Source organism: Streptomyces sp. NPDC096205, assembly GCF_044763135.1.
Lineage (GTDB): Bacteria > Actinomycetota > Actinomycetes > Streptomycetales > Streptomycetaceae > Streptomyces.
Genome location: NZ_JBIWFS010000010.1, coordinates 77,905 through 101,083 on the forward strand (window position 1 = coordinate 77,905; position 23,179 = coordinate 101,083).

20 protein-coding genes and 2 pseudogenes are annotated in these 23,179 nt (G+C 70.3%); 2 read left to right on the forward strand and 20 right to left on the reverse strand.

Annotation, left to right across the window (positions count from 1 at the left end):
• Window positions 1–104 precede the first annotated feature (104 nt).
• The 11 genes from menC to ACIQ6Y_RS32270 all read right to left on the reverse strand — a co-directional run bounded on the left by menC (window position 105) and on the right by ACIQ6Y_RS32270 (window position 13,050).
• On the reverse strand, window positions 105–1,217 hold the full coding sequence (gene menC / locus ACIQ6Y_RS32220; RefSeq protein ID WP_404044316.1) for an o-succinylbenzoate synthase: 1,113 nt from the start codon (window positions 1,215–1,217) through the stop codon (window positions 105–107).
• A gap of 44 nt (window positions 1,218–1,261) precedes the next feature.
• Window positions 1,262–2,053, reverse strand: coding sequence for a GNAT family N-acetyltransferase (locus ACIQ6Y_RS32225; protein WP_404044318.1), 792 nt, complete (start codon window positions 2,051–2,053; stop codon window positions 1,262–1,264).
• Entirely contained in the window at window positions 2,050–3,132 is a 1,083-nt protein-coding gene (locus ACIQ6Y_RS32230) for a M20 family metallopeptidase (protein ID WP_404044320.1), read from the reverse strand. Before ACIQ6Y_RS32230 ends, ACIQ6Y_RS32225 begins: the two co-directional genes overlap by 4 nt.
• Before the next feature lie 239 nt (window positions 3,133–3,371).
• A complete protein-coding gene (locus tag ACIQ6Y_RS32235) occupies window positions 3,372–4,394 on the reverse strand; it encodes a dipeptidase (protein WP_404044323.1) in 1,023 nt (340 codons plus the stop codon).
• An 81-nt stretch (window positions 4,395–4,475) separates the two neighbouring features.
• Window positions 4,476–5,174 (reverse strand): ABC transporter ATP-binding protein, encoded by a 699-nt coding sequence (locus tag ACIQ6Y_RS32240; protein WP_404044326.1) that lies wholly within the window; start codon window positions 5,172–5,174, stop codon window positions 4,476–4,478.
• The gene (locus ACIQ6Y_RS32245) at window positions 5,171–6,988 is read right to left on the reverse strand and encodes a dipeptide/oligopeptide/nickel ABC transporter permease/ATP-binding protein (protein ID WP_404044329.1); all 1,818 of its coding nucleotides are present in this window, start codon (window positions 6,986–6,988) and stop codon (window positions 5,171–5,173) included. Before ACIQ6Y_RS32245 ends, ACIQ6Y_RS32240 begins: the two co-directional genes overlap by 4 nt.
• Window positions 6,988–8,004 carry an ABC transporter permease gene (locus ACIQ6Y_RS32250; protein ID WP_404044331.1) on the reverse strand — a complete coding sequence of 339 codons (1,017 nt, stop codon included), beginning with the start codon at window positions 8,002–8,004 and terminating at the stop codon, window positions 6,988–6,990. Before ACIQ6Y_RS32250 ends, ACIQ6Y_RS32245 begins: the two co-directional genes overlap by 1 nt.
• 5 nt (window positions 8,005–8,009) lie before the next feature.
• A complete protein-coding gene (locus ACIQ6Y_RS32255; RefSeq protein WP_404044333.1) occupies window positions 8,010–9,593 on the reverse strand; it encodes an ABC transporter substrate-binding protein in 1,584 nt (527 codons plus the stop codon).
• A gap of 220 nt (window positions 9,594–9,813) precedes the next feature.
• Window positions 9,814–10,728, reverse strand: coding sequence for a serine hydrolase (locus tag ACIQ6Y_RS32260; RefSeq protein WP_404044336.1), 915 nt, complete (start codon window positions 10,726–10,728; stop codon window positions 9,814–9,816).
• Between the two features lie 9 nt (window positions 10,729–10,737).
• Window positions 10,738–11,658, reverse strand: a complete 921-nt coding sequence (locus tag ACIQ6Y_RS32265) for a serine hydrolase (protein ID WP_404044339.1) — start codon at window positions 11,656–11,658, stop codon at window positions 10,738–10,740.
• Window positions 11,659–11,676: 18 nt separating this feature from the next.
• Complete coding sequence (locus ACIQ6Y_RS32270) at window positions 11,677–13,050, reverse strand: serine hydrolase domain-containing protein (protein WP_404044341.1); 1,374 nt, start codon at window positions 13,048–13,050, stop codon at window positions 11,677–11,679.
• Between the two features lie 96 nt (window positions 13,051–13,146).
• Between ACIQ6Y_RS32270 and ACIQ6Y_RS32275 the strand changes: the two genes are divergently transcribed.
• A complete protein-coding gene (locus ACIQ6Y_RS32275) occupies window positions 13,147–13,761 on the forward strand; it encodes an isochorismatase family protein (protein ID WP_404044344.1) in 615 nt (204 codons plus the stop codon).
• A 12-nt stretch (window positions 13,762–13,773) separates the two neighbouring features.
• On the opposite strand, the gene ACIQ6Y_RS32280 is transcribed toward ACIQ6Y_RS32275, so the two are convergent.
• Together ACIQ6Y_RS32280 and ACIQ6Y_RS32285 are read right to left on the reverse strand one after the other, a co-directional pair.
• Complete coding sequence (locus ACIQ6Y_RS32280; protein WP_404044347.1) at window positions 13,774–15,447, reverse strand: PucR family transcriptional regulator; 1,674 nt, start codon at window positions 15,445–15,447, stop codon at window positions 13,774–13,776.
• Between the two features lie 86 nt (window positions 15,448–15,533).
• On the reverse strand, window positions 15,534–16,259 hold the full coding sequence (locus ACIQ6Y_RS32285; protein WP_404044350.1) for an aspartate/glutamate racemase family protein: 726 nt from the start codon (window positions 16,257–16,259) through the stop codon (window positions 15,534–15,536).
• A 440-nt stretch (window positions 16,260–16,699) separates the two neighbouring features.
• Here ACIQ6Y_RS32285 and ACIQ6Y_RS32290 point away from each other — a divergent pair, with 440 nt between their 5' ends.
• The gene (locus ACIQ6Y_RS32290) at window positions 16,700–18,049 is read left to right on the forward strand and encodes a pyridoxal phosphate-dependent decarboxylase family protein (protein ID WP_404044355.1); all 1,350 of its coding nucleotides are present in this window, start codon (window positions 16,700–16,702) and stop codon (window positions 18,047–18,049) included.
• 68 nt (window positions 18,050–18,117) lie between these two features.
• Here the strand turns inward: ACIQ6Y_RS32290 and ACIQ6Y_RS32295 are convergent, their stop codons facing one another.
• The 7 genes and pseudogenes from ACIQ6Y_RS32295 to ACIQ6Y_RS32325 form a co-directional block, all read right to left on the reverse strand.
• Window positions 18,118–18,528 carry a hypothetical protein gene (locus tag ACIQ6Y_RS32295; protein WP_404044357.1) on the reverse strand — a complete coding sequence of 137 codons (411 nt, stop codon included), beginning with the start codon at window positions 18,526–18,528 and terminating at the stop codon, window positions 18,118–18,120.
• A gap of 223 nt (window positions 18,529–18,751) precedes the next feature.
• Window positions 18,752–19,228: a hypothetical protein gene (locus ACIQ6Y_RS32300; protein WP_404044359.1), complete on the reverse strand. Its 477-nt coding sequence runs from the start codon at window positions 19,226–19,228 to the stop codon at window positions 18,752–18,754.
• Between the two features lie 70 nt (window positions 19,229–19,298).
• Window positions 19,299–19,823, reverse strand: coding sequence for a DUF1877 domain-containing protein (locus ACIQ6Y_RS32305; protein WP_404044362.1), 525 nt, complete (start codon window positions 19,821–19,823; stop codon window positions 19,299–19,301).
• A 37-nt stretch (window positions 19,824–19,860) separates the two neighbouring features.
• On the reverse strand, window positions 19,861–20,634 hold the full coding sequence (gene istB / locus ACIQ6Y_RS32310; protein ID WP_404044364.1) for an IS21-like element helper ATPase IstB: 774 nt from the start codon (window positions 20,632–20,634) through the stop codon (window positions 19,861–19,863).
• Window positions 20,631–22,222: pseudogene (gene istA, locus ACIQ6Y_RS32315) on the reverse strand (IS21 family transposase). Before istA ends, istB begins: the two are co-directional and overlap by 4 nt.
• Before the next feature lie 309 nt (window positions 22,223–22,531).
• Window positions 22,532–22,867: pseudogene (locus ACIQ6Y_RS32320) on the reverse strand (transposase family protein); the annotation flags it as partial.
• Window positions 22,868–23,013: 146 nt separating this feature from the next.
• A complete protein-coding gene (locus tag ACIQ6Y_RS32325) occupies window positions 23,014–23,172 on the reverse strand; it encodes a hypothetical protein (protein ID WP_404044366.1) in 159 nt (52 codons plus the stop codon).
• Window positions 23,173–23,179 lie beyond the last annotated feature (7 nt).

Below are 23,179 nucleotides of genomic sequence, written 5' to 3' on the forward strand. Positions count from 1 at the left end.
AATGCGAGGAGGCAGATTCGTCTCCGGCGATGAAGGGGGCGGCCGCCGCCCGCCCGGCGCGTCCGGGCCCCGGGCCGATAGGCCCGGGGCCCGGACGCCGGTGTCTAGAAGGCGATCCATTCGCTGGAGGTGGTGACCTCCTCCAGGACGTCCGGGAGCGACTCAACGCCGAGACCGGGGCCGGTGGGGACGTCGAGGTGGCCGTCGGAGAGGACGAACGGCTTGGTGATGTCGGTGGCGAAGTAGCGGTGGGAGCCGGAGGTGTCGCCGGGGAGAGTGAAGCCGGGCAGGGCGGCGAGGGCGACGTTGGCGGCGCGGCCGATGCCGGTCTCCAGCATGCCGCCGCACCAGACGGGGACGCCGTGGGCGCGGGCGAGGTCGTGGATGCGGCGGGCCTCGAGGTAGCCGCCGACCCGGGCCGGCTTGACGTTGATGATCGAGCAGGCGCCCAGCGAGATGGCCGCGGCGGCGTCGGCGGCCGACTCGATGGACTCGTCCAGGCATACGGGGGTGCGCAGCAGCTTGGCGAGCTGGGCGTGCTGGACCATGTCGTCGTTGGCGAGGGGCTGTTCGATGAGGAGCAGGCCGAAGTCGTCCAGCTTGGCGAGCTGCTGGGCGTCGACGAGGGTGTACGCCGCGTTGGCATCGACCTGGAGGAGGAGGTCGTCGCCGAAGCGCTCGCGGACGGCGCGGACCGGTTCGACGTCCCAGCCGGGTTCGATCTTCAGCTTGATCCGGACGTAGCCCTCGGAGATGAATCCCTCGACCGCATCGAGGAGCTGGGGGATGGAGTCCATGATGCCGACGGACACGCCGCAGGGCACCCGGTCGCGGGCGGCGCCCAGGTGGGAGCCGAAGGACTCGCCGGTGATGCGGAGCTGGGCGTCCAGCACGGCGGTCTCCAGCGCGGCCTTGGCCATGTGGTGGCCGGTGAAGGGCTCCAGGGTCCGTCCCACCGCGGCGGCGTCGACGCCGTCCTTGGGCAGGGCGGGGATGAGGAAGCGGCGCAGGACGTCCTGGGCCCCGTCGACGTACTCGGAGCAGTAGCGGGGCTCGGACATGGCCGCGCACTCCGCCCAGCCCTCGATGCCGTCGGAGGTGACGACGCGGACGAGCAGGACGTCGCGGCTGGTCTCGACGCCGAAGGAGGTGCGGAACGGGGCGAGGAGCGGCATCGTGATGCGGCGCAGCTCGACGCCGGAGATCTTTGTGCTCATGGTGGGTGGACTCCAGGGGTGCGGGGGTGCGGGGGTGCGGGGGTTCAGTGGACAGGGGTGGCGGCGCGGTGGACGACGTAGCTGCGCCGGTTGTGGAAGCCGGTGACGCGGGCTCCGTCGGCGAGAAGGTCGCCAAGGGTGTGACGGACGGCAAGGCGCCAGGCGCGGGCCGCGCCCGGGTCGGTGCGGCGCAGGGCTTCGATGTCGTTCGGGAGGTCGATCAGGATGGTGTCGGCATCGACTGGGCCGACCTCGGGCTGGCCGTCGCGGTTGCGGACACCGTGGACGGCGCCGTTGGGCAGTGCGAGCGCGTCGGTCCCCTCGGGTACGGAGCAGGGCTCGGCGGGTGCGGTCAGGTCCCAGGCGGTCAGGACGCGGTCGGATTCGTCGCCGCCGTTGATGGCGTCGTCCATGGCGCCGTAGAACGAGGTCAGGTACTCCTCGGGGCGGGCGCCGAGCTTGACGAGGTTGAAGTAGGCGTTGCGGCGGATCAGCGGGTCGTAGGTCCACGTGATGCGCTTGATCCCGCGGGCGAGCGCCCACTGGCGCTGGTGCAGTTTGAGGGCCAGGCCAATGCCGCGTCCCTGGGCGGTGCCGGTGATGTGGGAGTGCAGGCTGGTGCCGACGGGCTCGCCGAAGAAGGCGGCGGACGCTCCGACCAGCCGGCCGTCCTCGTAGGCTCCGGCCACGTAGTTACCGGCGTGGGCGAGGGCGCGCATGACTTCCGCGGAGATGGGGGCGCGCTCGACGACCGTGCCCCAGATCTCGGCGAAGAGCTGGGCGACGTGGTCGAGCTCCTCGATGCCGTGGAGTTCGCGCAGTTCGAGGCTGGTCATTGCAGTGCTCCGACGAGGTGGGCCAGGAGCCGGGTGCGGTCCGGCATGGTGGCGGTGAGGACGTGTTCGTGGTCGGCGTGGGCGCCGTCGCCGACGGCGCCGAGGCCGTCGAGGGTGGGGCAGCCGGCTCCGGCGGTGTAGTTGCCGTCGGATGCGCCGCCGACGGCCGCCTGGGCTACAGGGGCGATACCGAGCCGGTCGGCCAGGTCGGTGACACGGGCGAACAGCGCCTGGGAGGTGTGGGGGTCCAGGGGCGGCCGGTTGGGGCCTCCGTCGATCTGCAGACGGGCGCCCGGGGTGTGCGGTCGCAGGGTCCGGATGTGCTGGTCGACGGCCGCCTGCGCCGCGGCGGTGGGGACCCGGACGTCCACGTTGAGCTGGGCGCGGGCGGGGACGGTGTTGCTCGCCGTGCCGGCGGACATCACCGTCGGGGTGAGGGTCGTTCCGGGCCCGGTGGAGGCGTTGACGGTGTCGGCGATGTGCTGCAGGGCCAGGACGTGGTGGGCGAGTTCGGTGGCCGCGTTGATGCCCTTCTCGGGTTCGAGCCCGGAGTGCGCGGCGCGGCCGTGGACCGTGAGGTCGTAGAGGGATACGCCCTTGCGGCTCGTCTTCAGTGCACCGCCCGGGGCCGAGGGCTCCAGGACGAAAGTGGCCGCGCACCGGCGGGCCAGGTCCTCGATCAGGGGGCGGGAGGTGTCGGAGCCGACCTCCTCATCGCCCGTGACCAGCACGCACACCCCGTCGAGGGACGGCAGCGAGGCCAGGGCGTGGAACATCTGGACCAGGCCGGCCTTCATGTCGAAGACGCCGGGGCCGCGGGCGACACCCTGCTCGAGAGACCAGGGGTGGGTCTTGAGGGAGCCGATCGGCCAGACGGTGTCGTGGTGCCCCAGGAGCAGCACGCGCGGGGTCCCGAAGGTCCACTGGACATGGGTGACGCCGTCGATGACCAGCGTCTGCGGCTTGGCGCCCAGCAGCCGGCTGCCCTGCTCGGCGACGACTTGTGCGCTGCGGGCGACGGCGGCGTGGTCGGCGGAGTAGGACTCGCAGGTCACGAGTTCTTCGAGGTCGGCGAGCATGGTGTCAAGATCGGTCGTATGGTCCGCTGGCGCGGAGAAGGCTTTGTGGTCAGCCGGCACGGGTGAGTCCTCCAGGGTGGGATGACCGTCACGCTAAACACCCTGGTCAGGGCCAGGTTGGTGCTGCGGTGACAACGTGAAGGGCCACTTCGTGCCCGGATCCCAATCCGCCACGAGAACGCGAGCGCCCGGCAGGCAGTGCGGCCTGCCGGGCAGCTGTGTGCGGGGTGCATGAGGGGTCAGCCCATGTGCTTGCCCATCAGCCGGCGCATGTTCCCGCCCAGGATCTTCAAGATGTCCTCCTCGGCCAGGCCCCTGCGTACGAGTGCCTCGGTGACCAGGGGCATGCCGGCCGGGCCCTCGAGGCCGGGGAAGTCGAACATCGGGTCCTCATCGTCGAGGTTTTCGCAGCAGGGCGGGGTGACATCGTGCATGACCTCGCGGACGAAGTCCGAGCCGAGACCGACGTGGTCGATGCCGGCCACGGAGATGATGTGTTCGATGTGGTCGACGACCCGGTCGACGCTCACCTTCTCCTGGGTGTCGGTGAGGAAGTCGGGGACGAAGTTCACGCAGACCACGCCGCCGGTGCCGGCCACCCCGCGGATCTGGTCGTCGGTGAGGTTGCGGTGGTGCTCCCGCAGGGCGCGGGCGCAGGAGTGGGTGGCGATCAGCGGCCGGGTCGCCAGCTCCAGGACGTGCGCGACACCGCTGGCCCCCAGGTGGGAGATGTCGAAGAGGATGCCCAGGCGTTCCATCTGGCGCAGCGCCTCGATACCGGGCACGGTGAGCCGGCTGCCGGTGGCGTCCTCCCGGCTGCCGTCGGCCAGCGGTGTGCGGCCCCAGTGGGCGATGGAGGCGATGCGCACGCCGAGCCGGAAGAGGGTGGAGAACAGCTCGACCGAGGCGTCGACGCCGGGTGCGCTCTCCAGGGCGAGAACGAGGGCGATCTTGTCGCCGGCGAGGGCGGCGTCGATGTCGCTGCCGGTCAGACACAGGGCGACCTGGTCGGCGTTGGCCTCGGCGAGGACGTGGGCGCATTCGATCATGCGCAGGGTCTGCCGCAGAGCCCCTTCGGGACGGTACTGGTCGTCGATGAACACCGGCAGGACCTGGATGTCGATGCCGCCCTCGCGCAGCTGCGGCAGCCAGCGTTCCCGGAAGAAGCTGCCCCAGCGCTGCGGGGGTCGGGCGGCGACGGCCATGAGGAGGTCGTTGTGCGCGTCGGCGACGACGGCACGGCGATGCAGGTCCAAGGACACAAGGGAGCCTTTCGCACGAAGGGCGTGGGATTGATCGGCCCGGCCGCCGGTGTGGTGGGCGGCCGGGCGGCCGGGGCAGGGTCAGGCGTGGGTCAGACGCGGGACCGCGTCCAGCAGGGAGCGGGTGTACTCGTGCCGGGGTGTGGCGATCACGTACTCGACGGGGCCGAACTCCACCATCTCGCCGTGACGCATGACGGCGACGGTGTCGCAGACGTAGCGCACGACGGCAAGGTTGTGCGAGATGAACAGCATCGTCAGGCCGAGTTCGGTACGCAGGTCACGGATGAGGTTGAGCACGGCGCCCTGCACGGAGACGTCGAGCGCGGAGGTGATCTCGTCGGCGATGAGGACCTCCGGGCGGGCTGCGAGCGCGCGGGCGATGGCCACGCGCTGGCGCTGGCCGCCGGACAGCTCACGCGGGTACTTGGACGCGTATGTGGCCGGCAGCGAGACCAGGTCCAGGAGCCGTGCGACCTCAGCCTGCCGCTGGGCACGCGGGACGCGGGTGCCCTCGGCGATGGCGTCGCCGATGCTCATGCGCGGGTTGAGTGAGGAGTACGGGTCCTGGAACACCATCTGGACGCGGCCGCGTTCGACCCCCGACACGGTGCCCTGGTACGGGGTCAGGCCGGCCACGGCCCGGGCGAGGGTGGACTTGCCCGACCCGGATTCCCCGACGAGCCCGCAGACCGACCCTGTGGGGACCTGGAGGCTGACGCCTTGCACGGCGGTGAAGGAGCCGAAGCGGACGGTGAGTTCGTTGACGTTGAGCATCATGCCTCCCAGCAGGCCACCGCGTGCCCGTTGACGGTGGTGGCGAGTTCGGGGCGGGTGGTCCGGCAGCGGTCGGTGGCCAGCGGGCAGCGGTCGGTGAACGCGCAGCCGGTGCCGACGTCCGCGGGTGAGGGCTGCCGGCCGGGGATGGTGGTCAGCGGCCTGGAGCGGTCGGTGTCCATGTCCGGCAGCGAGCCGATCAGCGCCCGGGTGTAGGGGTGGCGGGCGGTGTGCAGGGCGTCGGCGGCGAGTTCCTCGACGATGCGGCCGGCGTACATCACGGCGATCCGGTCGCACAGTTCACTGACGACGGCGATGTCGTGGGAGATGAACAGGGCGCCGGCCTGGGTGTCGTCGACGACCTCGCGCAGCACCTTGATCACTTCACGCTGGACGGTGACGTCCAGGGCGGTGGTCGGCTCGTCGGCGATGATCAGCCGGGGCGTGCCCATGAGGCCCATGGCGATGACGGCGCGCTGGCGCATGCCGCCGGACAGCTCGTGCGGGAACTGGCGGACGACCTTGGCCGGTTCCTTGATGCGGACGCGGCGCAGTCGCTCCACCGCGCGGGCACGCGCCTGCGTCTTGGTGGCGCCGTCGTGGAGGGTGGCCACCTCGGCGAGCTGGCCGCCGACCCGCAGGGCGGGATTGAGGGAGGAAGTGGGGTCCTGGAAGACCATCGCCAGCGACGACCCGAGCATCTTGCGGCGCTCGGCATCGCTCAGGTCGTCCAGGTCCACTCCGCACAGCCGGGTGCGTGCGCTGCCGGCCAGGCCGGGGTAGGGCACGATCTGCCCGATGGCGGCGGCCGTCATGCTCTTGCCGCTGCCCGATTCGCCGACCAGGCCGACGATCTCCCCCGGGTGCACGGTCAGGGAGACCTGGCGTACGGGGGTGATGCCGCCGGGGAAGGAGACGGTCAGGTCGCGGACCTCGAGTACCGCGTCCCGCACGGGGCGGCCCTGGGCCCGGATGACGGCGGGGTCGACGGGTTCGCCGACCGGGTCGCCGCTGGTGGAGGCGGCCTTGGCGAAGGTGTCGCCCAGCAGCATGAACCCGAGCCCGGCGAGGGCGACCGCGGTGGCGGGTGCGACGACGACGGAGGAGGTGACGTAGACGTGCCCGAAGGCTTCGTTCAGCAGCCGTCCCCAGTCGTAGGACGGTGCCTGGACGCCCATGCCGAGGAAGGACATCGCCGACAGGCCCAGCAGGGCGGCGCCCATGGCCTGGGCGGTGTTGAGGATGAGGGGTTCGGCGATGTTGGGCAGGATGTGCCGGGTGAGGATGCGGCGGCGCGGCACCTGGAGCATGCGGGCGGCCGCGATGTAGTCGGCGCCCGCGATGGACGCGGTCAGGGTGTGGGTGAGACGGGCGAAGGTCGGGGCGAGCGCCACGCCGATGCCCAGGACGGCGCCTTGCGCGCCGAGCCCGGTGACGACGGCGGTGAACATCGCCAGCAGCAGGGCGGGGAAGGCGACAAGGATGTCGACGGCGGCGACGACCATCTGCCCGGCTCTGCGCGGAAGCAGGGAGGGCAGGGCGCCGAGCAGGACTCCGCCCACGGTGCCGATCAGGGTGGCGAGGAAGGCCAGGCCCAAGGTGAGGCGGGTGGCGACCAGGGTGCGGGCGAGCAGGTCCCGGCCCAGGGCGTCGGTGCCGAGCAGGTGGGCGCCGGATGCGCCCTGGTTGATCTGCGCGGGGTCGATGCGGGCGGCGGCCTCGCCCCAGATCGGCGGGCCGATGAGGGCGAGCACGATCATGACGGCGATCAGACCGGTGCCGAGCAGGCCGGTGGGGTTTCTCAGCAGGCGGCGCATCAGCCCTCCTGGCGGGTGGAGGCGGACAGGGAGGACTTGGGGTCGAGGAGTCCTAGAGCGACGTCGACGAGGAAGTTGATGAGCAGGACGAGCGCGCCGTAGACGAGGATCATGGCCTGGGCGACGGGGTAGTCCTTCTGCGTGATGGCCTCGACCGTTCGCTGTCCCAGGCCCGGCCAGGCGAAGACGTTCTCCACCAGCACGCTTCCGGTGATCAGTCCGCCGAGCAGCAGGCCGCCCATGGTCAGGGTCGCGGTGAGGGTGTTGGGCAGCAGATGCACCGCGTACAGCCGCCAGGCGGGCAGCCGCTTGGCGTGCGCCAGGCGCATGTAGTCGGTGTCCAGTTCACGCAGGGTCTCCACCCGCGACAAGCGGGCGATCATCGCCGCGGGGGCGATCGCGAGGGCGGTGACAGGCAGGACGTAGGAGGCCGGGCCGGTTAGACCGGCCGGCGGGAGCAGGCCCAGGCCGAGGGCGAACACCAGCAGCAGGGCGAGACCGTAGAGGTATTCGGGGATGGCGACGGCGGCCCCGGTGAGGGTGGTGAAGGCCGTCTCCGTCCTGCGCCGGCGCCCCTGGTGGGTGCGGACGGCGGACCACATGCCCAGCGGGATCGCCACGGCGAGCGCGACGAGCGTGGCGAGCACGCCGAGCGCCAGGGTGTGGGGCAGGCCCTGGGCGATGATGTCGCTCACCGGCTGGGCAGAGAAGAACGACGTGCCCAGATCGCCGCTGAACACGTGCTGGACATAGTGCAGAAACTGCGTCGGGAGCGAGTCGTTCAGACCGAGTTCCGCGCGGCGAGCATCGACCAGGTCCTTCGGCGCGGTCGGGCCGAGCATCTGACGCAGCGGATCACCCGGGATCAGATGGATCATGGCGAACGACGCCACGACCAGCACAGCGAGGGAGACGACCAGCCGCAGCAGGTGCCGGACGAAGAACACAGGGGTCAGCCGCCCGGCGCGCCCGGCGCGCCGGGGGCGGGCGGGAGTCGTTCTTGGGGCGTCGGTCATGGTGGTCACTTCTCGGCTCCCGTCATGCGGATCGACGTCGGGTCGAACAGCCCCGCCGTGATGCGGAAGGTGGCGTTGTACGCGGCGGTGGTCAGGGTCTTGTCGACCACGGGGACGAGATCACCGCTCTCGAAGAGCGCACTCTCCGATCGCGCCCACAGAGTGCAACCCGAGGCACCCGGGAGCTTGCTCGCCTCGGCAGTGAGTTCCTCGTACGTGGTGTTGGTGAGGTGGGCGAAGTTTCCGCCGTCGGGGGTGAAGGGGCCAGACAGGGAGCCGATCAGCTGGGTGGGCAGGGTGACGCCGAGCGGCGCCCAGTCCACGTCCCAGTCCTGGGTGACCGCTTCCACCTCGTCGTAGGAGGCATCCGACAACGCCCGCAGCCGCACCTCGACGCCGACCTTCTTCCAAGCGTCGGCCAGATACTCAGCCGCGGCCGCCATCGTCTCGCCGCCGGAAGTGCCGTAGATCATCCGGATGGTCAGCTTCTGGCCGTCCTTGCTACGGACGCCGTCGCCGGAGTGGCGCCAGCCGGCCGCGTCCAGGGCGGCCTCGGCCGCATGCAGGTCGTAGGCGGGCAGGTGCCCGGTGACAGTGTCCCCAGGGCAGGGATTCGGCTTGAGCACCAGGCCCGTGGGCCGTTGTCCGGTGCCGGCGGTGGCGATCTGTCCCAGGGCGTGCAGGTCGACCGCATGCAGCAGGGCCTTGCGGACAGCCGGGTCGTGTCCGGGGTGCCCCTTGCCCTGGTGGAAGAAGAACTCCTGCGTGCCGTTGGCCTGGACGGTGGTGGAGATGCGCGGGACATTGGTCACCCGGGCACGGTCGGGACCGGCGAACTGCGCGGCGTTCAACTGGTGGGAGAGCAGCAGGTTGGCCGCGGTCGATTCGCTGCCGACGACCTTCAGGACGACCGAGCCGGGCATAGCGGGGTCGGATGCGGTGGCCCCGCCGGGACCCCAGGTGTAGTCCTTGCGGCGGATGAAGGTGTAGCTCTGGTTCGGCCGGGCCTCCGTGAGCTGGAACGGGCCCGATCCGGACGTGCTGCCCTTGAGCAGGGAGCGGTCCTTCAGCCCCTTGCCGCAGACCATGAACAGGTAGCGAGTGCTCTGCAGGATGAGCGCGAACGGCTTGGGCGTGCTGAGAGTGACCGTGCCGGCCGCGTCGTCGGCCTTCGCGGTCAGGCCCTCGGGAACCACGACACCGATGGCGGGCGAGTTGGTGGCCGGGTCGGTGATGTAGTCGACGTTCGCGGCGATCGTGCTCGCCGTCACCGGGCTGCCATCCGCACAGGTGACGCCGCGACGCAGCGTGAAGGTGACCGAGGACGGCTTGACGTCCCATTTCTGGGCCAGGCCCGAGACGACGCGGCCGTCGCGGTCGATGTTCACCAGTGTGTCGTAGGCCAGCGACAGCGTGGTGTAGGTGGCGGTGTTGTGGAACTGGGCGGGGTCGAGCAGTCCGGGATCGCTCTTGATCGCGAAGCTGAAGGTGTCACCGCCGGTCGATCCGGCCTGGCCGTCGACAGTGCCGCAGCCGGCCGCCAGCAGCGACGCCGCGAGACAGGCGGCTACCGCGCGGGCTGTTTTCATAGGGGGCTCCTCGGGGGCGGAAGGGTTGCCCCACATTCGCGACTCGTGGCCGGAAATGATTCGGGGGGGGCGACAAAGACTTCGGGCCGGGTTCGGTGTGAGGACCCAACCGGCGGCCACGGGGTTGTGCCGCCGGGCCCGCCCCGCACGCTGCAGTGAACAGCGCCGCCCCGAACCGCGGGTGCGGTCCGGGGCGGGCAGGGTCGTGTCCATGACGGTCTCAGTGCCGGGATCGCAGGTGGTCGATGACGGCCCGGGCTGCCTGGCCGATCGCGCGGTCCGCGCGCGGCTGCCGGCCGGCCGCGGTCGAGGTCCGCAGGAAGATGCCCACGGCGTACCGCTTGCCGTCGGGGTACTCGATCACGCCCGCCTCGTTGCGGACGGCGAAGTCCGTGCCCGTCTTCCCGGCGATCCTCACCCCCGCCTCGGGGAAGCCGGACACCAGGCGGTGCTGCCAGACCTGCTGGCTCATGATGCTCCGCACCTCGGCGCAGGCGCTGGCCGGGCCGGCCTCGTCGCGCCACAGGGCGGCCAGGAGCGCGGTCACTTCGCGGGGTGTGCACGACGGGCTGGTGGCGGGGGCGCAGGCGCGCAGGGTGAGCAGCCGCTCGTCGGGGACGCCTGCCAGCTGGTCGTCGAGGGAGCGGCCGGGGTCGAGGCCGAGTTCGCGGCGGATGTCGTCGTCCAGGGCTCGGCTGGAGGAGAAGCCGAACTCGGGGAAGCCCAGCTCGTCGAGGGTGGCGCGGACCCGGTCGGGGCCGACGATGTCGAGGAGGAGGTCGGTGGCGGCGTTGTCGCTGATCGTCATCATCATGAAGGCGAGGTCGCGGGCGCTCATCTCGACGTCGTACAGGCATCCGTCGGTGCCGCTGCCGCCGGCTCGGTAGGCGGCTGTCACCGTGTGCCGCCCGGCGGGGTCGAGCAGCCCGGCGGCCGCCTGGCGGGCGTACTCCAGGGCGATGGGGATCTTGAACACGGAGGCCAGGACGACCGGGGCGTCGTCCCGGTGGCCGAACTCCTCGCCGGAGTCGATGTCGCGGGCGTGGACGAAGCCGTCGACCTCGGCTTGGGCGAAGATGTACGAGAGCTGGGTGCGGATCTGCTCGGCGCGGGAGGTGTGCGCGGCGCTGGACATGCCGTCTCCTTATCGGGGGGTGTGGGGCCGCGCGCGGCGCAGGTGGTCGACGGCCGTCCGGGCGGCTTGGCCGATCGCGGTGTCGGCGGCGGGGTTGCGGCCGGTGAGGGTCGGGGTGCGCAGGAAGACGGCGACGGCGTAGCGGCCGCCGTCGGGGTATTCGACGACGCCGGCCTCGTTCAGGATGCCCCACAGGGAGCCGTTCTTGGCCGCGACCTTGACCTCGTTGTCGAAGCCGGCGACGAGGCGGTGCACGGACAGCTGCCGGCTCATGAGGTCGCGTACCTCGGCGCAGGCTTCGGGCGCTGCGGCCTGGTCGCGCCAGATCGCGCTGAGCAGTGAGGTGATCTCGCGCGGGGTGCTGGAGGCGGAGCGGGTGGGGTCGAGCATCGATAGGGACCGGATCTGCTCTTCGCTGACCTTCGCCAGCTGGGCGTCGATGTCGCCGCCCGGGTCGATGCCGAGCTCTGCCCAGACCGGGTCCCACAGGTCGCGGTACCGGCCGACGGGCAGGCTAGGGCATCCCAGTTCGGTGACGAGGGCGCGGACGTGGTCGGTGCCGACGATTTCCATGAGTTTGTCGGTGGCGGCGTTGTCGCTCATGGAGAGCATGAAGAACGCCAGATCGCGCGTGCTCATCGTGACGTCGTGCAGGCAGCTGTCGGTGCCGATGCCGCCGCCCTCGCGGTTGTCGGCGGTGATCGTGTGGCGTGCCGCCCGGTCCAGCTGCCCGGCCGCGGCCTGGCGGGCGTAGGCGAGCGCGATGGGGATCTTGCGGATGGAGGCGACGATGACCGGGGCGTCGGCCCCGTAGCCGACCTGGTGGCCGGTGTCGATGTCGCGGGCGTGGACGTAGCCCTCGACGCGGGACTCGTCGAAGATCGCCTTCAGGGCGTCGGCCGGCTCGTCGGTGACAGGGGAGGGTGGCATAGGGGGTGCTCCGATTCTTCAGCCGGTCTTGGGGGTGGCGCGGCCGCTGTAGTGCAGATAGGAGGGGCCGTCGGCCCTGTTCTCGAAGACCACCGCGTCCCACATCGACTCCTCCTCGCCGCGGCCGACGAACGTGGTCGCGTCGACGGGCGTCAGTTCCAGGGTCCGGGGCTGCGCGAGGCCAACGAGGATGCCCGTCGGCTCGGTACGCAGCCGCAGTTGCCCGTCGTGGGTGGTGACGTGGATCTGGCTGCCCGCGCGCTCGTAGACGCCGGTGAAGAGGTCGACGTCTACGTCCACCGGATGAGCGGGCGGTGCGAGCGGGCCGGGCACGCTGATCTGGTGCAGCTCCTTCATCAGTTCGCTGACGAGATGGTGCTGGAAGGCGACGCTGTGGCCGCCGTTGATCAGCACGGCGACGACCGTTCTGGTCTCGGGCAGGACCCACAGGGCGGCGTGCTGGCCGATGGTGTCGCCGGTGTGGGAGAGCACCACATGGCCGTCCCATTCGTCCAGGCTCCAGCCGATGCCCCACTGCTGGCCGCCGGCATACGGGTTGGGCAGGTCCACCTGCGGCTCGCCCATCGCCTGCGGGTCGGCCAGGAGCGCGCCGGGTGTGAGGTGGGCGCGGCCGAAGGCGACGACGTCGGCGGCGGTCGAGCAGATCAGGCCGGCGGGGCCGACGGAGCGCGGCAGGCCCCAGGCCGGTGCCGGGCCGCCGTCGTCGCCGTGGCCCATGGCGGCGCCGAACCGCAGCACGTCCTCCGGCAGTGTGAAGGTGTGGGTGAGTCCGAGCGGCTCGCAGATCTGCTCGCGCAGGGCGCGGTCCCAGACCTGGCCGGTGAGCTGTTCGATCACCCGGCCCGCGATCACGAAGCCGGAGTTGCAGTAGGAATGGGAGTCGCCTACGGGGAAGGTCTGCTCCAGACCGGCGCACGCCTCGACGTATCGGGCCAGGCAGTCGTCGCCGCGGCCGGTGTCGAGGAACAGGTCGCCGTCGATGCCGGCGGTGTGGGTGAGCAGGTGGCGCAGTGTGATCGACGCGGTCGCCTGGGCGTCCTTCACCGTGAAGCGGGGCAGCACGTCGACGACGCGGGTGTCCAGGGTGGTGCGGCCCTGCTCGGCCAGGAGCATGATCTGCGTCGCGGTCCAGACCTTGGTGATCGACCCGATCTGGAACAGCGAGTCGGTGTGCACCGGGGCGCCGGTCGCGGTGTTGAGGACGCCGGTGGCGCAGGCGTGTACCTCGCCGCCGCGCCAGAACGCCAGGCTCGCGCCCGGCACCTCAAACTGGTCGGCCAGCGCCTCAAGGCGGCTCGCCCAGTGCTCCATGTCGGCATCCACGCGACGCCCTCCGGTGTGCTCGATGAACTTGGCCGGAAGCGTACGCACGCAGGTCCCTACCTGGTTGGTACGAGCGGACGAAGGGGCCGGTCAGAGCTTGGCCTGGCGGACGACTTCGTGAGACGGCCGGGTTTCTAGTGTGGCGTGACCCTGACGTTTGAGGAGACGACGATGCCGCTGATCGACCGTGACGACTGTGCTCTGGTGATCATCGATGTGCAGGACAACTTCTACCCGCCGCGGCGGCTGGATGTGGACCGACAGCGGTTCCACGAGATGGTGCAGCGCATCGTGTGGATCACGTCGGTGGCCGATCGGCTGGGCATCCCGGTCGTGGTGACCGAGGAGGACCCCGAGCACAGCGGGCACACCGTGCCGGAGATCCGCGAGGCGCTGCCCGCGAAGGCGGTCACGCTGCCCAAGAACGCCTTCGCGGTGTGGGACAACCCCGACATCGCCGCCGCGATCGAGGCCACAGGCCGCACCACCATGGTGCTGGTCGGCATCGAGACGGACATCTGCGTGGCCCACTCGGCGATCCAGCTGCACCACGCCGGCAAGCGGGTGGTGGTCGTCGACGACGCCGCCTACTCGCCGGGCGAAGCCCACGAGCGGGGCCTGAGGCGCCTGGCGGGCCGGGGCATCGAGACGCTGTCGACCAAGGAGCTGTTCTACGACTGGGTGCGCACCATCCAGGCGGCGGACACCTTCCACGACACCCACGCCGACCTGACCCTCCCGCTGGGCGTGCGCCTTTGACCGGACCGGTCCTCAGCCCGTCGCTGTGGTGGGGTCTGTGCCTTCGGGCCGGACCCCACCACTGCCATTGAGGCCCACCAGGCGCAGCTGGAGCATTGCGGAGAACCGGGCGGAGGGGTCCTGCAGGTCCAGCTGCCCTACCTCGGCCACCCGGCGGAGGCGGTAGCGGAAGGTGTTGGGGTGCACGAACACGCTCGCGGAGGCGGCGATGACGTCTCCGAAGGCGTCCAGCCACGCGCGCAGCGTCTGCACCAGGTGGGCGTTGTGCTTGGCGTCGTAGGCCGCCAGCCGGGCCAGCGGGCCGGCGAGCTCGTCGCGGTTGGCGATCGCCAGGTCCCGCATCTCCAGCAGGAGCGCATCCACGTACACGTCGCTGATCGAGGCGACGCGCCTGGCCGTCTCGCCGCTGAACAGAACGCGCAGGGCCCGGTCTGCGCCCGCCCGTGACCGCGCGAGCGTGGCAGGCTCCGGGGCCACCGTGCCGATCCCGATGAACGCGCCCGCCCGGTCGCCGGTGCGCTGGAGGAAGTTCGCCGCCACCTGCAGTGCACGCTCCCGCGCGGGGGCGGTGTCGCCCGGCACAGGGAAGAGGGCGTAGGCCACGTCACCGAGCAGGGCCACGGCGGAGCGCGGCTGGACCGCGGTGAGGTGGACGGCCAGCGCACTCGCCAGGCGCTGGCGCTCGGCGGTGACGTGAGCAGGATCCTCTGCCGGCGCAGGCGTCACTCCCAGGGCCATGACCAGCATCGGCTCGTCGACCAGCCCGAGCCGGCCAAGGGCCTGGACCGAACCCGCTCCGCCTTCCAGGGCGGTGGTGACAAGGTCGGCGCGCAGCCGGTTCTCGGCGTCGGTGCCCGCGCGGAAACGCAGCATATGGAGGGCAACGAGCTTGGCCGCCTCCAAGAACGCCTTCTCCCGCTCCGGCGTCAGCGGCTTGCGCAGCGCCGCCCACACCGAGCCCAGGAACTCATCCCCGGCGCGCACGGCGACCGCCACCCGCGGCAGCGCCACCTCATCGCCGACGCTCGGCGCGGGAACATGAACCAGGCCCTCGCTGCGGTACAGCTCCTTGAACACGCCGTGCTCCTCGTGCAGCCGCAGGTAGCGGTCGGGCACCTGCCGGGCCAGGATGCTGGCCACCCGGGGGGCGTCCGCCTCGTCCTGCCGGCCGGAGAAGGCCAGGATCCGCGAGCGGCGGTCCTCGATGGTGACCGGGGCGTCCAGGAGCGTGGCGATCGCGTTGGCCAGGGCGAACAGATCACCGGACGGCACACCGCCCAGGGTCTGCTCCTCGACCTCCCCCACGTCGCCTTCGGCCAGCAGGGTGCGCAGCATCGCTGCCAGTTGGGCCCACGACGCCCCGCGGGTCAGGGCGAGCAGCGCCACACCGGTCTCGGCGACGACCGGCTCCAGTTCCTCCGCCCCGTCGACCGGGCCACGGACGACGAGCGCGGTCGCACCGACTTCTGCCAGGCTGCGCAGGAGCCGGCTGATCTCCTGTGTGCCGTGGACGCCGACGCCGAGCACGATGGCGTGGTCTGGGTAGTGCTGCTCGTCGTGGGGATCGTGAATCCCGACGCCGCCGATGTCCCCGGCCGCCGCGGCATCGCCGTGGAGCAGGTCCAGGAGGGTGGAACCGAGGTCCTCGAGCACCCGGCTCAGACTCCGGGGAGGGTGCGTCGACATGTGTCTAATCATCTCCGCAGGTTAGGACCGCACAGGGTCCCGCTACTTCGTGCGTGCGGATGAGGATACGCCGGGCGTTTGGTTTCTCAGAACGAACGCGAGGGGTCAGGCTTCCACAGGCGGCCCAGAGCGGCGTCGACCAGGGCGTCGGTGGAGTCGACCACCGGCAGCACACGTGCGGCCGCCCCACTGACCAGCGGTATCTCCGTGCAGGCGGCGATGGCCACCTGGGCGCCTTGTTCCTTGAGGGTCTCGGCAGCCGCGGCGATCCGCTGTTCGGCCCCGTCCAGGTCGACACCGCCCTTGACCGCACGGATCGCCGCGTCCACGTACTCGTGCTGGACGCGGGCGGGGACCTGGATCGCCTCGATGTCCAGACGGGCGCCGGCCCGCTCGTACAGACCGGCAAGCCGCGTCCCCCGCGTAGCGAGAATCCCCACCCTCTCCAGACCGGGCACCTTCTCGGCCGCGGCCTGAAGCGCCGCCTGGATCATGTCCAGCACCTCAACGCCCGCCGCCTTCGACAACTGCTCGACGTAGGCGTGCGCGGTATTGCACGGCACGGCGACACAGCTCGCCCCGGCCCGCTGCAGCCAGCGGGCGCCCTCCACCAGCGCCGGCACCGGCGAGGGCCCCTCGCCCAGCAGTGCCGCCGTCCGGTCAGGAACGGCGGGATCGGCCCACATGAGCACCGGCAGATGCCCCTGGTCGGACCCGGCCGGAGTTTTCTCGACTAGCCGGCGGTAGAAGTCGGCCGTGGCCAGCGGCCCCATCCCCCCGAGAATCCCCAGGGCAGGGCGATCCCGCCTCATCGCCTCACCGACCAGAAGCACAGGGCACAGCCGTGTCCGGCAGGGGCCGGATGTCTCACCGGCGAAGAGCAGTCGTGATCACTCAAGGGAAGCGGCCTCTCAGATGTCGGTCGGATCCCTCGATCCTGGTGCGCATCCGGCCGCGAAGGGTTGTCCCGCAGTCCAAAGCCGACGGGCCGCATTGGGCGCGCGCTCCAACAGGCCCGGCCCCGGCGCGTGGTGGGACGTTGCAAGCAGAGCGGGGAATTCGGCTCTGCCGACGAAGCCGACGACGCAAAGCCGTACCTGACACCGAAGATCTCGCCTGCCCTCCCGGCTTCACTGACCCTCGGACGCCCAGACGGGCCGACCCGCTGACCCGACGCCACCGGCCTTCGGCTTTGCCCCGCCGGCGAACCCCGCAGACGCCGGCCCTGCACCCTCGACGCGAAAGCTTTCCCATGCACACGCACGACCCCGCCCTGACCGAACTCGTCCTCGACCAGGTGCGCGGCCGCCTCCAGAGGGAAGGCGCCCTGCTCAACCACCCCGGTCAGCCCGACAAGCTCGCGCACACCCTGACAGGACTGATCGGAGCCGACGGCAACGACCCGGCCGACGTCATGCGCCTGTACACCGACCACCTCGCGCCCACGGCCATCGCCTGCGACAGCCCCCGCTTCCTGTCCTTCATCCCCGCCGCCCCCACGCAGGCCGCTGTCCTGTTCGACATGCTCGTGTCCTGCTCGTCGATCCAGGGCGTGTCCTGGATGCTCGCCGCCGGCCCCGTCGCCGCCGAGAACCAGGTCCTGCAGCTGCTCGCGGACCTGGCCGGCATGCCGGACACCGCAGGCGGCTGCTTCGTTTCCGGAGGCTCGGCCGGCAACCTGTCTGCCCTGGTCACAGCCCGGGACACGGCCCGCCAGCAGCGCGGCTTCGGCGCTCACTCACCGGTGAGGATCGCCCTGTCCGACCAGGCCCACTCCTCCATCATCAACACGTTGCGAATCATCGGCGTCGAACCCCTCCTGGTCCCCACCCGGGACCATCGCCTGACCGGTGCGGACCTGCGGGTCGCGCTTCAGGCCGACGCCGATCCGAGCAACGTCATCGCGGTCGTGGCCACGGCCGGCACGACCAACGCCGGCATCATCGACGACCTCGCCACCATCGCCGAGGCGGCCCGCGAGTTCGGCCTGTGGTTCCACATCGACGGCGCGTACGGCGGCGCCGGTCTCCTGGCGCCCAGCGTCCGTGACCGCTACCGCGGCATCGAGCACGCCGACTCCCTCGTCGTCGACCCGCACAAGTGGCTGTTCGCCCCGCTCGACTGCGCGGCCCTCCTCTACCGCGACCCGGCCCTGGCCAAGGCCGCCCACGCCCAGGACGCCTCCTACCTCGATGTTCTGCAGACCGACGGTGAGAGCGAATGGAACCCGTCCGACTACGCCTACCACCTCAGCCGCCGCGCCCGCGGCCTGCCGCTCTGGTTCTCCCTCGCCGTCCACGGCACCGGCGCCTACACCGACGCCATCGAACGCGCGCTCAGCCTGTCCCGCCAGAGCGCCGAACTCATACGGACCGCCCCGCACGTCGAGCTCATCCGCGAGCCAGACCTCTCGGTGGTGCTCTTCCGCCGTCCAGGCTGGAGCACCAGCGACTACCAGGCATGGTCCAATCGGCTCCTCGCCGACCAGACGGCCTTCGTCGCCCCGACCGGCTGGAACGGCGAGACCGTCTGCCGGTTCGCCTTCCTGCACCCCGCCACCTCGCTCGACATGGTGCGGGAGATCCTCGACACCATGGTCTGATGGCGCTGCTGGCGCCAAGACGTCGACGGGCAGGGCCTTGCCCAGGTCCTTCCGGTCCGCTGGCCGCCTCAGCCGGTGGTGGGGCGGAAGGGGATCACGTTCTCAGCGGCTGGGGCAGCCGCTGCTGAAGCCCCCTTGCCTGCAGTGAGAACGGCGCTGGCGAGGGACAGGTTGGTGACCTGCCGACGGAGTTCTTCGAGCTCAGCCTCCTTTTTGGCGAGGGTCTTCTTGAGTCTGGCGACTGTCGCCCGCAGCCGCTTCTCCGGCTCAGGGACCTGGCGGGTTTCCTTGCGAACGCGTTCGTGGAACTCGTGCTTCAGATCGGCATGCCGCTTCTGCAAGGCCATGCGGTGGACGCCGGCCTCGGTGGCGAGGGCGACCACGGTGAGGCTGCCGTTGGACGTGGCGGCCTGCCCGGTCAAGAGCCGGTCCATGGCTTCGCGGATGCGGGCGCGCTCGTCCTGGTGCTGCTGATTCATGTGAGGGCCTCGGCAGGTTGGGCGGTGACGTCGTGCGTGTCGGCTGTCTCGCGGAGCCGGTTGGCGTTGGTGCGCAGGCGGCAAGCTTGTCGATCTCGTCGGCGCGTGCGCGCAGGCGACGGGCGTGTGTGTCGGTGCGGATCACGTTGCCGCAGCCGGGTCGGCAGTCGTACTGCCTCGGAGCGGTGGCGCCTGGTTCCGGTTCGCATAGCGCGTTGTCGTGCTAAAACGCGCAGATCAGGAACGCGTCGGGGTTGTCGAACAGCACGACGCCGTCTCGGGCGAGGAAGGCTGCGGCCTTCCTCGCGAAGGTGCGGGGGACGATGCGGCCCTCGAAGCGAGGGGTGTGGACGGCGGCGGTGAGCGCTCTGCAGGCAGCGGGGCCGGAGAGCCGTTCGCCGGCGGCGACCTGGTCTCGTAGTTGTGCTGCCGTGTCGGCGGCGGCCAGCGCGGTTTCGACGTCAAGGACCGCGTGGATGCCGCGGCGGCTGCGGGCGCCGTAGCCAGCGGAGGCGCGAGCGTCCAGCACGGTGCGCATGTGCCCGTACTGGATGGCGAGCGCGACCAGGCCGCCGGGGCGCCGGGCGATATGCCAGGCCAGGGTCCGTCTGAACCGGCCCAGCCGGATCGGGCCGTGGGGGTCCTCGGGGATGCTCTGCTCGGGAAGGCCCTGGGCTGCGGCCTCATTGTGTGCGATCACGTTATTCCCCAGGCCGACGATCAAGTATTTCCCCAGGCGCTCGCGATGGGGACGGCTTCGTTGGGGTTCGTCAGTCCCACCAGAGCACGACGAGCAGTTGGCGCCGGGCTGCGTCGAGGTAGAAGTCACGCAGAGCGGTGAAGTGCTTCAGCAGGTGACTTCTCGGGCCGCCGGTGATTTGGTCGGCCCCGTGGCCGATCACGGATGCGGCTTCACTGTCGTCGGTTGGCAGGGCTGCCAGGAGGATGGGCATGTCGATCTGTGCGAGTAGTTCAGAAACGTGCGCCACTTGAGCCGTGGCAAGGGCGGAGGGTGCGGGCCCGAAGGGGCCGATGGCGTGCGGGTGCGTGTTGAGGAAGCGCAGGTCGAGGGCGGTGTCGCCGCTGGTCGCCTGACGGAGGGCGTCGAGGTGGACGTCGTCGAGCCCGGCCAGCTCGCCGACTCGTATCAGCAGGGCCGGCGCCCAGTCCAGGTCCAGCACGTCCGGCGTCGGCGGATCCCAGTGGGGGGCACCGTCGGGGGACGCGCTGGCGGACTGGCGGCAGGCGGCGAGATACTCCGCCGGGATCCGGGCGAGCTGCTGGGTAACGGCCATGACGGCAGTATCCCGATGGCGTCCACCGAATTTTCAGCTACTTGCTTGGGTACTGATCCCGCTTCTCGGTGGGGTTCTTCGGCCGTTTGTTGGGGCGGTAGCTCGGGCCGTTCATGATGACCTGGTGGCTGGTGTTGATCAGCCGGTCGAGGAGGGATTCGGCGACGACGGGGTTGGGGAAGAGGGGATACCAGTCGCTGGGTGCCCGGTTGCTGGTGATGATCAGGGAGCGGCCCTGCCGTTCGCTGACCAGTTCATAGAGATCGTCGGCCTGAGCCGCGGTCAGCTGTCGCATGGCGAAGTCGTCGAGGATGAGGACGTCGGGGCGGACGAGTTCGCGCATGCGCTTCTCCCAGGTGCGGTCGGCGTGGCCGCCGGCCAGTTCGGCCAGGATCCGGCTGGTCTTGGCGAAGCGGACGTGGGCGCCCTGGCGGATCGCAAGGTGGCCCAGGGCTTGGGCGATGTGTGTCTTTCCGACCCCGACGGGCCCGAAGAGGATGACAGACTCTCCGGCGTGGAGCCAGCGCAGGGCGGCCAGGTCGCGGATCTGGGCCGCGGGTAGTTTCGGGGAGGCTGAGAAGTCGAACTCCTCCAGGGTGACCTGCTGCTCGAACTTCGCCCGTTGCAGTCTGCGTTGGAAGGCGACGGTCTCGCGGCGGGTGATCTCGTCTTGGCAGAGGACCTGGAGGAAGTCGACGTGTCCGAGCTCGCCGCCGTGGGCCTGAGCCAGTCGTGCGTCGAGGGTCTCCAGCATCCCTGACAGCCGCAGGGCCTTGAGGGATTCGCGTAGGGCTGTGTCCATCATGCTCATCGCGCCGTCTCCTCAGCGTCGTCGTGCCCCTGGTCGCCAAGAAGGTCGTCCGCGGTCTGGGTGGGGATCGTGGAGGCGAACAGGCCCTCTGGCCCGTGGAGGAAGGCTGCGGCCCGGCGTCGCCGGTCTCTGGCTCGGGGTCGGTTTCAGTACCGGCGATCAGGATGCCCTTGATGGTCCGGTAGGAGGGGTCTCCGACCGTGATGGCCTTGCGGCAGGCGGCCTCGAGACGGCCGTCGCTGTACTTCTTCCGCAGCCCGAGGATGCCTTGGGCGGCTCGGAGCCGGTAGAGGGCGTTGATCTCCAACAGCTGGTCGATGACCTCCCGGCATGCGTCGCCGACCTCGGACGCCTGGGTCCGGCACCAGACCGGCGTTCTCATCTGAAAAGCGATCTTCTCCGGCGGATAGTCGTTCTTGTCGGTCCGTTTGCCCTGGTCCAGGGCAGCATGGGTCTTGACCAGCTCACCTTCGAAGAAGACCTGGACCAGGGTTGCGGTGGAGCGCACATCGACACGTCTGCCGATCAGCTTCCACGGGGCCGAGTAGAGGGTGCGGCCGACCTTGATGTGGATGTCCGGGCCGACCGTCGCGGTGGACCAGCGGGCCAGCACGAACGGTTTCTCAGGCAGCAGCAGAGCCTTCGCCTCGACGGCGTCGAACACGGCCAGCGGGGCGGCCCCGCCAAGAGGCCGGCACTGCCGCCGGCCTGCCACGTTTCTCGCCCAGGCGACGGCCTCGGTCTGCATCTGCTCGATCGAGGTGAACTGCCGCCCACTCCAGAACGAGTCGCGGACGTAAGGCATCGGCCGCTCGACCCGCGGCTTGTCCTTCGGATGCGAGGCTCGGGCCGGATCAGGCAACGTCCCGTAGTAGGAAGCGAGTTCGCTGTACGACTTGTTAATTCTGGGGTCGTAGAGATCGGGCCGGTCAACGGCGGTCCGAAGGTTGTCCGGCACCAGCCTGCGAGGAGTACCGCCGAAGAACCGGAACGCTTCGACGTGGGCCTCGGTCCATGAGTGCTGATCCATATGGGCCACTGGGCGGACAAACATGTGCCGCGAGCACGGCAGCACCATCACAAACGCCCAGATCCGGTGGCGCTTCCCGGTGCCCGGATTGATCCACTGGCCGAGAAAGCCGTAGTCGATCTGTGCTTCCGAGCCCGGCTCGACGTCGTCCCGAAGCACAGTCACCTGCGACCTTGCCGCCTCGTCAGGCAGGTTCGCGTGCACCCACCGGCGGAAGGACGACAGCGACGCCTTCAGCTTGTGCTCGTCGCGCAGCCGCTGGTGGATCGTGGTCACGGTGGTGCTCTCAAGCAGACTCTTGACGTAGTCGCGGTGCTGCTCGATCTCCGGCCATGTGATCTGATTCAGCCGTCGGCAAGCCAGCTCCGGGAACCAGCTCTTGGCCAGCTTGGCCCAGGCCGCCTCACTCATCGGCGGCCCACCAGGGGTGATCCCGGCTTCCTCCGCTGGCCGCAGATACTTCCTGACCGTCTTGCGGTCCAGCCCCAATGAGGCCCCGACCTGGCTCTTTGAGCGGCCTGCGTACCAGTGGACGTAGATCTCGATGATATCGACCACGGCGAACGTTCTCCTTGGCATCCGATGCGTGCGTCGACCTCTCGGTCAAGGGCCAGCACCGACCACGACACCGCGATGGCCAGGACCCTCGACCCGGTTCCGGCATGCCCATGGGGAACCAGAAGATTCGCAAGGAATAGCTAACTACGACCCAAACCACACGAAACGGGAACATCACAACGGTTCCGGAGCGGCCAAAGCACCCCTTCCGAGGTCACCGTCCCCATGGGGAAACCTGACCGCAAGGGTGGGGCATTACGTGACGCTGAGACCCCCGGAGATGGGGAAATACGCGACCGTCGACACGCCCCGACTGTCACCGACCCGGTCGCACTCGGCGAGCATTCCGCCGAGCAGGACGTGATCGGGATCCGTCTCCCGTAGGACCCGCAGCAGCCCGGACGCCCGGCGGGACAGATGGCCGACAACGGCGGCGACGTAGGCGTGAGCAGTGCCGACGGATATGCCGAAACCGGCGGCGATCTGCGCGAGTGTGCCGTGCCGGCGAAGGTAGACCAGGCCGACGAGAGCACGCTGGTGCGGCGGGAGCTTGCAGCGGCGGTCACCCTCACGGGTGACGATGAGCATGGTTACCCACTCGACCAGGGCGTGCGGGAGGTTGAGCGCGGCAGGATAGGGAACCAACGAGGCTCCTGCGCTGATGAGTTGAGACGTCGAACACCTCTCTCAACGGCACAGGAGCCTCGTGCGTTGCGGGAGGCCGCCCCGTCATCCGACCGGTGGCGGAGGAGTACAAGGGCGTCTATCGGTGTGGGTCTGCGGCCGCGACGTCAGCGTGGCGGCTGGGTTGTGATCGGGACGTTGGGGCAGGGTGCGGCATAGTCGGCCAGCGCGTTCTTCTCCCGCTGATCCACGGTCAGGTGGTAGCGGGTCTTCACGTGCGCCCACTCGGTGATGTAGCGGCAGTACGTCGGTTCAAAGGGCGGCATCCAGTCG